The organism is Chryseobacterium sp. Tr-659 (assembly GCF_011752975.1).
GTDB lineage: Bacteria > Bacteroidota > Bacteroidia > Flavobacteriales > Weeksellaceae > Chryseobacterium.
The window spans coordinates 273,711-285,355 of the sequence record NZ_VWWP01000007.1; the positions used below are offsets into that span (position 1 = coordinate 273,711).

Consider the following 11,645-nt stretch of genomic DNA (forward strand, 5'->3'; position numbering starts at 1 on the left):
GTTTAAAATTCGAGATCAGATTAAAGATATAAAAAAGAGAAGCAACAACGCTTCTCTTTTTTTATATTTACAATCGTTAGCTGTTTCAGTCCTTTATATTGGAACAATTATTGAAAGATTTACCCAAATATAAGCTATGAAATATCTACTAGGCCTTTGTGCATTTATATTATTGTTTTCCTGCGCACCACAGAAATCAAATTCAAAATATTCTAAAATTGAATATGAAGCCACTCCTTGTTTTGGGTTCTGCCCTGTTTTTAAAATGACCATTAATCCGGACAGAACAGCAGTATTTGAAGCAGAACATTTTAATTTTAATGACAAACCTTCAAAAGATGAATTTTCAAAACCACGCGAAGGGACATTCAAAGGAACCCTCAAAGAAGAGGATTACAACAAACTTATCGTTTTAATGGATAGATTGGACATCAAAAATCTGAATGATAAATATGGAGAACACAATATTAGTGATCTTCCGACCTCTTATTTAAGAATCAAATTTGCTGACGGCACTTCAAAAAATGTGGAAGATTACGGAAAACGAGGAAGTGAAAAACTTTCTGAGGTATATCAGTTCTTTGAAAACCTTAGAAAGAATCAGCAATGGACGAAGGTGAAATAGAATTTATATACTTCTAAACATTTCTAAAATACCGTAGACTAAAAATACAAAAAGGGTAATGTTCAATAACAAAACCCTTTTTAGAATACCATGACTGACATGGCTCATTGGATAAACATTCCATATTATACCAAGTAACTAAATTATCTTCTCCAGTTACAAATCCGGTATTGGTATCATAGGAAAGATTATTTTCATTATTGGTTCATCTCCAATCTGATCTTATCATGATCCGTTTCAGATGCTTTATCTATGATTAACAAAAGTTCGTCTTCGGTATAATTTTCTTTGGGTGAACTCAACAATTCCTGTTTTAGATTATTAAGTCTTTTTACTGCTACGTCTGTATATTCCTTAGGAACATCTTTCAGCATTGTTTTCTTATTGAGACTGTTCAGCTTTGCCAGCACCATCCTTTTAGAAATTTCTTTAATACTCATAGTTTTATTTGAAGACTCATTCAAATCTTCATCCCTCGAACATGAGTTTAATGTTAATGCAAAAGCAAAAATAAAACATAATCTTAATAGTTTTTTTTTCATCATTTCTAATATTTATATTTTTAAATTAAACTGTGTTTTTAAAAAGAGAATAATTTTTTCCGAAAGGTATGACGAAAATACATTGGGGCAATTGGCATTAATATTTATTAATGCGTTAAATAAGATCATATAAATGAAAGAATTACTATGAATAAAAGATTTTACAAATAGTTGAGAGTGATGTATCCTTATCCTAATCCGGCAAAATAATATATTGCATTACATAATTTTCGAAAAAATTAAATAATGGAAAGCATCAATATTATTATTTAAAAAGGGTACGGGAATCAGAGAATCTTCAGCCCATCATATCTTAATTTTTTTTAAACTACCTTTGCAGAATGTAATTCTTTCAGACTGAAGGAATTTTTATTTAAATTTTAAAATAATTCATTTGAATTTTACAGACTTAAACTTAATAGAACCTATTGCAAAAGCAATCCAGGAGCAGGGATACACGACTCCGACTCCTATTCAGGAAAGATCTATTCCTGATATATTAGAAGGCAGAGACTTTTTAGGCTGTGCCCAGACCGGAACAGGAAAAACAGCTGCTTTTTCTATCCCCATTCTACAGAATTTATCTAAAAATAAAATCCCCAATAAACATATAAAAGCATTAATCCTGACTCCAACCAGAGAACTTGCGATTCAGATTGAAGAAAACATTAATGCCTATGGTAAATATCTTCCTCTAAAACAACTTGTTATTTTCGGAGGAGTAAAACAGGGTAACCAGGAAGCTGCACTGAAAAAAGGGGTAGACATTCTTGTCGCAACACCAGGAAGACTACTTGACTTCATTGCTCAGGGGATTATCAGTTTAAAAAACCTGGAAATCTTTGTTCTTGACGAAGCAGACAGAATGCTTGATATGGGTTTTGTACATGATGTTAAAAGGATCATTAAACTTTTACCACAAAGAAGACAGACCTTATTCTTCTCAGCAACAATGCCGGGAGAGATTCAAAAACTGGCTAATTCTATCCTGAACAATCCTGTAAAGGTAGAAGTGACACCCGTTTCTTCTACGGCCGATACCATTAAGCAATCCGTTTATTTTGTAGAAAAAGAAAACAAGCTGAATTTGTTATCTCATATTCTGCAAAATGATATTTCAGATTCGGTGCTGGTTTTTGCAAGAACAAAGCACGGAGCTGATAAAATTGCAAGAAAACTTCAGAAAGATGAAATTTCTGCAGAAGCTATTCATGGGAATAAATCTCAGAATGCTAGACAAAATGCTTTGAACAATTTTAAATCCGGAAAAACAAGAGTTCTTGTCGCTACTGATATTGCTGCAAGAGGGATTGATATTGATGAATTGAAATTCGTTATCAACTTTGAACTTTCTGATGTTTCTGAAACTTATGTACACAGAATCGGAAGAACGGGAAGAGCCGGAGCGGAAGGAACTTCTATCTCTTTTGTAGACGGGCTTGATCTTTTGAACTTAAAGAACACGGAAAAACTGATCGGGAAGAAAATTCCGATAATCAAAGACCACCCGTTCCATACGGATGATCTTGTTGCCCAAAAAAGGGATTCTAATAACAAACCTGTAGCTGCAGGTGGTGGAAAACCTAAAACAGCGAGCAACGGTAATAATTCAAGATCGAATAACAACCGTAAAAAGCCTGCTGCAGGCGCTTCGGTAGGATTTAAGAAACCTAAGAACAAAAATTTCACAAGAAAGAAATAAAAAACAAACCCCTTTTCAACGTTGAAAAGGGGTTTTTATTTATCCTAAAATTACAATTTTATTGCTTAAGCTAACTGAGTTCGGGATAAGAACCGGAAGTTTTAATAGAGAGTTGGGAGGCTCGGAGCTGTAAGAGGAAAGCTATTGAGGTATAATATTAACAGTAACCTCCATCTTCTCTCATCAAGCTTCCAGGCGTTTTACTTAAAAATATTTTTTGCATTCTCTGTCGTAATGCGGTCTATCTCTGAGAAATCTTTTCCATAGATATTTACCAGCTTTCCGGCTACCAGGTCAAGATAAGAACTTTCATTTCTTTTTCCTCTGTGCGGAACCGGTGCCAGATAAGGAGAGTCCGTTTCCAGGACAATTTTATCCAAAGGAATTTCATGAAGAAACTGATCTATTTTCCCATTTTTAAAGGTTACAACTCCACCAATTCCTAAAATAAAATTCAGATCGACGGCATGTTTCGCCTGTTCAAGATTTCCTGAAAAACAATGAAAGATTCCTCTCAATTTCGGGTGTTTTTTTCTTTCTAAAACCTCGAATGTCTCATCAAAGCTTTCTCTGGTATGAATAACGATTGGAAGATCTTTTTCGACAGCCCAATCAATCTGTTGTTCAAAAGCTTTCACCTGGATATCCAATGTGGTTTTATCCCAATATAAATCAATTCCGATCTCTCCGATCGCAGGGAAATGTCTCTGATCGAGATAATTCTTAACAATTTTAAGTTCTTGTTCCCATGATTCAGGTTTTACATAACAAGGATGCAACCCCATCATTGAGAAAATCTGTCCCGGATATTCTGTTTCCAGCTTCAGCATTTTCTCATGAGATTCTGAATCAATAGCAGGAAGATAGAATTCTGTAATCCCTTTATCTAAAGCTCTTTGAATAGCTTCATTCCTGTCCTCATCGAACTCCTCTGCATATAAATGTGTATGTGTATCAATCATTTTCTATAATTTCAACAGATCTTCGTAAGGATTTTCAAGACCCAGCAGTATGCCAAATGCCGGCTCTGTCTTTATTCCCTGTTGTTTCAGATCTATTATTTTTTGTTTAAAATCTTCTCCTTTTTCTTGTAATATTTTGTATTCAGCAATCATATGAAGATAGGCATTCTGCTGTATCGTAGGCTTATTCTGTCCGAAAATTTCAATAGGAAATTCTTCCAGCATAAAGTTTAAGGTAATACATTTTTCACCGTTTACTATGGGATATTCCACTTGAACGTCTACATCGTAAGGAATAAGTCTGCTCAACATTAAAACATCCAGAAAGTCTTCTTCAAATCTTAAATCGACCTCCAGAATAATATCCAGATCACTGTCTTCTATATCAATTTCGATAGGAACTGTACCCGCTAAAATAGGTGAATAACCATCTAATTTTTCAAAAACATAATACTTTGTCAGAACTTCATAAGCCCTTCTCTGTCTTTCATTTCCGCCTTTTAAATAGTCAATCCCGGTAAAATCCATCATTAAAATATCTTATGTTTTACCTTTAGCCGCTGATTTTCAATTCTCTGATCTAATTTTTCTCTGAATTCAATAAATTTCGGATCTTTTTTATCATTGGTCTTGTGCTCCAACGCCTTGACAATTTTGAAATTCTCTGTAATGAAATTCTGTGTTTCACCTGAAAAATAGGCATTCCCGAATTTTTCAAAAATATAGCCCACCGCCTGTGTGCTGGGATGAATCATATCTTCTTTGTAAAAACGATAATCTCTCAGATCATCCATTAAAATTTCATAGACCGGCAGATAATGACAGTTTTCAAACATTGAAATAGATTCATGAATGGCCGTAATCAGTTTGGATTTACTCAACTGATTTTCCACCATCCCATCTTTGGTATGACGTACAGGAGAAACAGTAAACAAAATCTGTACACCTTCTTTGCAAATATCTTTGAGATCCAGAATAGTCTGATAAATAGCGGTCGTTAGTTCCTGATGTGAGAGCAGTCTCTTCTCAAAAAACTTCTGCGGAATTTTATGACAATTGGCTACCAGTTTTTTCTTTGGCAGAAATTCATAGATAAATGAGGAGCCGTAAGTAATGATAATCCAATCGGCTTCCTGAAGAAAAGCATTACCATTTTCGATGGCCTGATTAATCTTATCTAAGGTCTGGTGAATGTATCGTGTGTCAAAGCTTGTATGATGGTCCAGGGAAATATATTCCTCGTTATAAGTAATTAATTCTTCTTCTGCATAAAAATCTGAATCATGAAGCCTTTTAACCTCATTATTAATAGAAAAAGGATTAAAAATAGTACCAAACGGGTTATTGAGTGTCTGAAGCTGCCCGTCTTTCAGCAAATCTGTCATTTCAGAAGCAAAACATGATCCTATTGAAAATATTTTATCTTCAATCTCAATCTTCTTCTCTGATGCGGGGATGTCAACTTCGGTTCTGAATTTCATTGTACAGGTATTAGGTTACAGGAAACAGGCGGCAGGTAAATTGCTGCTACCTGCCGCCTTCCTCTGTTACCTATATTAACTTTCTCTTCTCAACAAATAATTTGCCAGTTCTATGAATGGCTTTTTCTTTTCTTCAGAAACATCAATTTTCTGAAGGTAGCTTTGTCCGATCTCATTGTGTTTTTCAATCAGACGTAATGCTTTCTCGTCTACTTTTGTTCTTCTGAAAATCTTTTCCACTCCATATACTTTATCCACATTTTCAGTCTTTTTAGAGTACCAATAATCCAGTTCTTTTCTTTCTTCATCAGTAGCATGTTCTCTTGCCAGCAGATAAAGAACCGTTTTTTTATTTTCATAAATATCTCCGGCATGTTTTTTACCGAATTGCGCCTGATCTCCGAATACATCAAGATAATCATCCATGATCTGGAATGCGATTCCGATATGTTTTCCGAAGTTAAAAATGGCTTTTGCATCTTTAAAATCAGCTCTTGCGATCAAGGCTCCGATCTCAAATGAAGAAGCACTCAATACTCCGGTTTTATATGTAATCATTCTGATGTAATCATCAAAAGTAACATTCTCCTGTGTCTCGAAATTAATATCATATTGCTGCCCTTCGCATAACAGAAGTCCGGTATGTGTAAAAATTCTGATACAGGCTTTAAAAATTTCAGGTTCAAGGTCTTCAAAAAACTTATAGGCTTTCAGCATCAGTCCATCTCCGGAAAGGATACCCACGTTCAAACCGTGTAAGGTATGAATGGTAGGTTTGTTTCTTCTTAAAGGAGCTTCATCCATAATATCATCATGGATCAAAGTGAAATTATGGAAAAATTCAATAGCCAATGCCGGCTTTATGGCTTGTTTAAGATCTCCATCAAACAGATCGCAAGCCATCAGTACCATAATAGGACGAAGACGCTTTCCACCATGGGAAATTATATAATTCATCGGATCATACAGTTCCGAAGGTTTGTCTTTAAAAGTGTATTTATTAATGGCGTCGGCAACTATCTGCTGGTATCTGTCTAAAAATTCCATAAAATCTTATAATTTGAACAAAAATACAATTTTTCGAGGCTTTATAAAACAAAAAACTTTGCCCGAACGGACAAAGTTTATATGATTGTATGATTTGTATCTTAAGAGAAGAATGTTACAACAAGGTAAGTAATTCCTGCTACAATTGCAGAGATTGGAATGGTTAATACCCAAGCCCAAAGAAGGCTTACAGTCACTCCCCATCTTACCGCAGAAACTCTCTTTGTTAATCCAACCCCGATGATAGAACCAGTAATTGTATGTGTTGTAGATACCGGGATACTTAAACGGTCAGTAATAAATAATGTAATAGCACCCGCTGTTTCAGCACTTACTCCTTCTAATGAAGTTACCTTAGTGATCTTCGTACCCATAGTTTTGATGATCTTCCAACCACCGCTCATTGTTCCTAAACCGATCGCTAAGAAAGAAACCAAAGGAACCCAAAGATAGTGTTGCGCGAAATAATCAAAACGAGCAGCAGGCTCAAGATTTACATACAGAGGGTCATTCAGCATATCAACATGATAATAAATCAATGCTGCCCCGATAATACCCATTACTTTCTGAGCGTCATTCAAACCGTGACCTAAGCTGAATAAAGCTGAAGAAGCAAGCTGTAATCTTTTAAATGTCTGATCTGCTTTATGAGGATTTGATTTTTTGAAAATGTGTACAATGATCAATGTTATGATAATTGATATCACCATACCTATGATCGGTGCCATAAAGATAAACAGGAAGATAGGGATTACTACATCAAATTTCACCACACTCTGCGTTGTGACCTGATGAAAGGCCTGTTTAAAGGTTTCAAAAGTACCTAAATCCGGCTGTGTAGCCACCACATCATGATAATCAAGCATAAAAGCGTGCATCAATGCTGCTCCTAAAAACCCTCCGATCAATGTATGTGAAGAAGAAGAAGGAATACCAAACCACCATGTAAGAAGGTTCCATGCAATAGCAGCAATAAGACCGGATACAATTACTTCAAGGTTGATAAAATTCTCATTAACTGTTTTCGCAATTGTATTACCAATTCTAAACTCTCCAATAACATATGCAGCTAAAAAGAATGCTGCAAAGTTCCATAGCGCCGCCCAAAGTACAGCCTGGAATGGAGTTAAAACTTTTGTAGAAACTATAGTCGCAATTGAGTTGGCAGCATCATGGAAACCATTGATATAATCGAAGATTAACGCCAGAACAATAATAACTATAAGTAAAATAGGAAATTCCATTTTTTGCTATGTATTAGGCGTATTTAATCATGATGTTCTCAATTGTATTGGCAACATCTTCTGCTTTGTCCGTTACAATTTCAAGATAGTTCAGTACAGATGAAACTTTAATGATGTTAATTGCATCGTTTGTTTCAAATAGTTCTACCATTGAATTGGAAAGCAGATCATCAGCAATATTTTCAATAGAGTTTACCTTAATACAAGCTTCTTTCACCTGCTCCATATTTTTGAAACCTTTAAGGTTTTTCATAGCATTCTGAATTTCAAGACATGCTTTGTGGATCAATAAAGAGAAGTCTGAATAAGCCTTCATCTCTGGTGATTTGTATAGGAAAATATATTTTGTGGAAGCGTAGATATAATCAGCGATATCATCCAGTCCTGTTGCCAATGTGTGAATATCCTCACGGTCAAAAGGAGTAATGAAGTTTTTCCCTAATTCTACGAAGATTTCGTGAGTAAGTTCATCATTTTTATGCTCGAAGTCGCTCATTTTTTTCAACATTGAGTCATCATTAAGATCGAAATCCTTGATTCCTGTGTTGAATTCTTCAGACATTGCAACTAGATTTTCAGTTACTTTTTCGAAAAGTACAAAGAAGATTTTATCTTTTGGTTGAAAAGCGTGGAAAATATTACCAATTCCCATTTTTTAGTATTTATAATTCGTGTGCAAATTTCTTAAAAAAGGATTGTACGTGAAACTATATAACATTAAGTTTTGTTAACATTAGCTTACCCACTGATTATCAAATAAAAAAACCGGCATTAATGCCGGTTTGTATGGTATAAAGAAGAGATTAGTTTGCTACTTCAGCTCTCATATCTTTTCCTTTAAACTTCATGGATTGAATATTGCTTAAAACATTATCCTTAAATGATTTTTCAACTTCAAAGAAAGAGAATTTCTCTAAAATTTCGATATCACCGATTTCAGCTCTTTTCTTGCTTTTTCCGCCAGCAGTAGCCTTGTTGATAATATCTAAAACATCAAGCTTCTTCAAGTGGTCTTTTTTTCCAAGATTGAAGAAGAATCTTACCATATTCTCATCTTTTCTTCTTGGCTTTCCACCACGATCTCTATCTCTTCGCTCTCCTCTGTCTCTGTCGCGACCTCTATCTCTGTCTCTGTCACGTCCACGGTCTCTTCTTGAGTAATCATCGTCTCTGCTGCTTAACTTCTGCTCCATAAGATCATGCTTGTCTTTGTAATACAAGGCAAGATCCTTCAACTGAAACTGTAGTAACTGGTGAACCAGCTCCTCTTTTGTAAAGTTGCTCAGATCCGGGATTAAGCTATCATCAAATTCGAAAAGATCTTCGTGTTCCGTCAATAATTTTTCGAAAACACCACCTACCTGAGCTTTAATAATCTGGTCTCCTGTAGGAATAAATCTTTCGTTAATTTCAATTTTTGTTGCAGATTTAATCTGCTTCAGTTTTCTGCTTTCTTCAGGCTTAATCAAAGCCATAGAAATACCGTCTTTTCCAGCTCTACCTGTTCTTCCGCTTCTGTGAACGAATACTTCTGGATCATCCGGTAAAGAGAAGTGAATAACGTGTGTCAGAGAGTTTACATCCAATCCTCTTGCTGCAACATCTGTAGCCACAAGAATATCAATATTTTTCAATCTGAACTTCTTCATTACTGTATCTCTCTGTGCCTGAGAAAGATCACCATGAAGAGCATCAGCTGCATACCCATTCTGCATTAAGAAATCGGCAACTTCCTGAGTTTCCATTCTCGTTCTACAGAAGATAATGGAATACTGATTAGGGTTGGCATCAATTAGCCTCTTTAATGCTTCTTTTTTCTGACGATAACCTACAACATAGTATTCGTGAGTAATGTTCTTCTTCACTTCGTTGATAGAACCTACTGAAATACGGTGTGGTTTTGTAAGATAATTTTTGGAAATTCTTTCTACTTCTTTATTCATCGTTGCTGAGAATAAGAAAGTTTGTTTTGTTTCCGGAGTTTCGCTTAGAATGGTTTCCAATTCGTCTTTGAATCCCATAGAAAGCATTTCATCAGCTTCGTCTAATACTAACCAATGAATAGCAGAAAAGTCTAATGCTTTTCTGTTGATAAGATCGATTACTCTTCCCGGAGTTCCCACAATAATCTGTGGCTTATCCTTCAAAGATCTCATCTGCTCTACAATACTACTTCCACCATAAACCGCAGTTGTTTTGATGTCTTTCATATACTTAGAGTAATTCTTTATGTCCTTCGAAATCTGAAGACATAATTCCCGTGTCGGACAAAGCACCAATAATTGGATTTTGCGACTCGTATCGTCAATCATATCCAAAATCGGAAGCGAAAATGCTGCTGTTTTGCCTGTCCCTGTCTGCGCAAGTGCGATCAAGTCGCGAATATCTGAAAGAATAAAAGGGATAGTCTGTTTTTGGATTTCTGTTGGGCTTTCGTAGCCCAGTTCGCCAATTGCCTTAAGGATATCAGGACTTAAATTGGTTTCCGTAAATAAATTCATTAACTATTTTAAAATTTTTGCAAAGATACAATAATTATTTGATTTGTTTTTGAACAAAGTTTTAAATATCCAAACTTAAATTCAGAATTTTTTAATGTATTTTTAATTTTTGGAAAATTAAATCCAAAAAAAGAAGCTTTAAGTTAAAAAGTTGTTAAACATTATTTTTTTTTATTAAATTGGATTAATTTTTTCTGTGTTATTTATGAATTTTCAAAAATAAAGCCATGAAACGCAAATTTTTCTTTTTGATATTCTTATGTATCGCCTTTAAAATATTTGCACAAACCACCAATTATCCGGCCACATGGACTCTGGAAAATTGTATTGAATATGCAAAAGAGAATAATATTTCCATCAATTCTCAAAGGCTTTCAAAAAATTCAGCACAACAGGATCTGCTTCAGGCCCGGGATGCAAAATACCCCAACCTGAACGGAACCGTTTCTCAGGGGCTATTTGCGGTGAACGGCGGCCAGGGTCTTCAAATGACTGGTGTGCAGTCACAAAATATAGGAGCCAATTCTTCCATGACGCTTTATCATGCAGGTTATATTAAAAATAACGAAACTTCGAAAAACCTGCTGGTTCAGATGGCAGATCTTTCTGTACAGGAATCCGAGAACAATATAGCAATCAGTATTACCCAGGCTTATCTGAATATTCTGATGAATCAGGAGAATATCATTTCTCTTGAAAATGTCCTGAAAACCACACAAACCCAGCTAAAACAAGGAGACCAGCTATACAATGCCGGAAGCCTTTCCAAATTAAACTACCTCCAGATTCAATCACAGGTAGCTCAGGATCAGTACAATCTGATATCAGCCCAGAACAACCTGCGGACCAATACTGTTAATTTAAAACAAATTCTGCAACTGCCTTCCAATTATGATTTTCAGATTGTAAAACCAGACAGTATTATTGTGGAGGATCAGTTAAAATCTTTACAGGAGGTTCAGAATCTGGCACAAAACCAACGTCCGGAAATAAAATACGGAGAACTGAATGTAGAAAATTCCAACACCAATCTGAAAATTGCCCAGGCATCTATTCAGCCAACATTGAGCCTGACAGGAAATATTTCAACCAATTACGCTAACGGAAGCGGAAATTATTTTAATCAACTGGGAAATAATTTTTACATGCCCATCGGACTAAGCCTTGGAATCCCGATTTATAATAACAGGATCTATAAAACACAGGTTGAAAAATCAAAAATAGCAATAGAACAGGCCAACCTTGATCTGCTCAACACAAAAACCATCCTTAACCAGCAGATTGAACAAGCTTATATTAGCCTCCAAAATGCTCTTTCACAATATGATTCCGCTTCCAAACAAATGGAAATCAGCAAACAGAGCTACGATATTGTTAATGCGCAAATGAAGATCGGCAGTATTGATTATGTGCAGCTTCAACAGCAGCGATTGCTTTACATTCAGTCTATTCAGAATTATCTGCAGGCAAAATATACTGCAGTTCTCAATAAACAGATCTACGAATTTTATGCAGGTAACCCTATAAATCTAAAGTAAACT

The 11,645-nt window shown here is 35.3% G+C and carries 11 protein-coding genes; 3 read left to right on the top strand and 8 right to left on the bottom strand.

Annotated elements, in window-relative coordinates:
* Nucleotides 1–136 precede the first annotated feature (136 nt).
* A complete protein-coding gene (locus F3J23_RS16155) occupies nucleotides 137–625 on the top strand; it encodes a DUF6438 domain-containing protein (protein ID WP_167031289.1) in 489 nt (162 codons plus the stop codon).
* A 197-nt stretch (nucleotides 626–822) separates the two neighbouring features.
* On the opposite strand, the gene F3J23_RS16160 is transcribed toward F3J23_RS16155, so the two are convergent.
* Nucleotides 823–1,065, bottom strand: coding sequence for a hypothetical protein (locus tag F3J23_RS16160; RefSeq protein ID WP_167031292.1), 243 nt, complete (start codon nucleotides 1,063–1,065; stop codon nucleotides 823–825).
* A 496-nt stretch (nucleotides 1,066–1,561) separates the two neighbouring features.
* On the opposite strand from F3J23_RS16160, the gene F3J23_RS16165 reads away from it, so the two are divergent.
* Nucleotides 1,562–2,869 carry a DEAD/DEAH box helicase gene (locus F3J23_RS16165; RefSeq protein ID WP_167031295.1) on the top strand — a complete coding sequence of 436 codons (1,308 nt, stop codon included), beginning with the start codon at nucleotides 1,562–1,564 and terminating at the stop codon, nucleotides 2,867–2,869.
* A 200-nt stretch (nucleotides 2,870–3,069) separates the two neighbouring features.
* Here F3J23_RS16165 and F3J23_RS16170 read toward each other — a convergent pair whose 3' ends face one another.
* The 7 genes from F3J23_RS16170 to F3J23_RS16200 form a co-directional block, all read right to left on the bottom strand.
* Nucleotides 3,070–3,831, bottom strand: a complete 762-nt coding sequence (locus tag F3J23_RS16170) for a TatD family hydrolase (protein ID WP_167031297.1) — start codon at nucleotides 3,829–3,831, stop codon at nucleotides 3,070–3,072.
* Between the two features lie 3 nt (nucleotides 3,832–3,834).
* Nucleotides 3,835–4,362 carry a DUF4269 domain-containing protein gene (locus tag F3J23_RS16175; RefSeq protein WP_167031300.1) on the bottom strand — a complete coding sequence of 176 codons (528 nt, stop codon included), beginning with the start codon at nucleotides 4,360–4,362 and terminating at the stop codon, nucleotides 3,835–3,837.
* Nucleotides 4,362–5,312, bottom strand: a complete 951-nt coding sequence (locus tag F3J23_RS16180) for a GSCFA domain-containing protein (RefSeq protein WP_167031303.1) — start codon at nucleotides 5,310–5,312, stop codon at nucleotides 4,362–4,364. The genes F3J23_RS16175 and F3J23_RS16180 overlap by 1 nt, the downstream gene beginning before the upstream one ends.
* A gap of 75 nt (nucleotides 5,313–5,387) precedes the next feature.
* A complete protein-coding gene (locus F3J23_RS16185) occupies nucleotides 5,388–6,359 on the bottom strand; it encodes a polyprenyl synthetase family protein (protein WP_167031304.1) in 972 nt (323 codons plus the stop codon).
* Between the two features lie 101 nt (nucleotides 6,360–6,460).
* Nucleotides 6,461–7,603, bottom strand: a complete 1,143-nt coding sequence (locus F3J23_RS16190; RefSeq protein ID WP_167031306.1) for an inorganic phosphate transporter — start codon at nucleotides 7,601–7,603, stop codon at nucleotides 6,461–6,463.
* Between the two features lie 13 nt (nucleotides 7,604–7,616).
* Nucleotides 7,617–8,255: a DUF47 domain-containing protein gene (locus tag F3J23_RS16195; protein WP_027374906.1), complete on the bottom strand. Its 639-nt coding sequence runs from the start codon at nucleotides 8,253–8,255 to the stop codon at nucleotides 7,617–7,619.
* 151 nt (nucleotides 8,256–8,406) lie between these two features.
* Nucleotides 8,407–10,104, bottom strand: a complete 1,698-nt coding sequence (locus F3J23_RS16200; RefSeq protein WP_167031309.1) for a DEAD/DEAH box helicase — start codon at nucleotides 10,102–10,104, stop codon at nucleotides 8,407–8,409.
* A 227-nt stretch (nucleotides 10,105–10,331) separates the two neighbouring features.
* Between F3J23_RS16200 and F3J23_RS16205 the strand changes: the two genes are divergently transcribed.
* Nucleotides 10,332–11,642, top strand: coding sequence for a TolC family protein (locus F3J23_RS16205; RefSeq protein WP_167031311.1), 1,311 nt, complete (start codon nucleotides 10,332–10,334; stop codon nucleotides 11,640–11,642).
* Nucleotides 11,643–11,645: the final 3 nt, after the last annotated feature.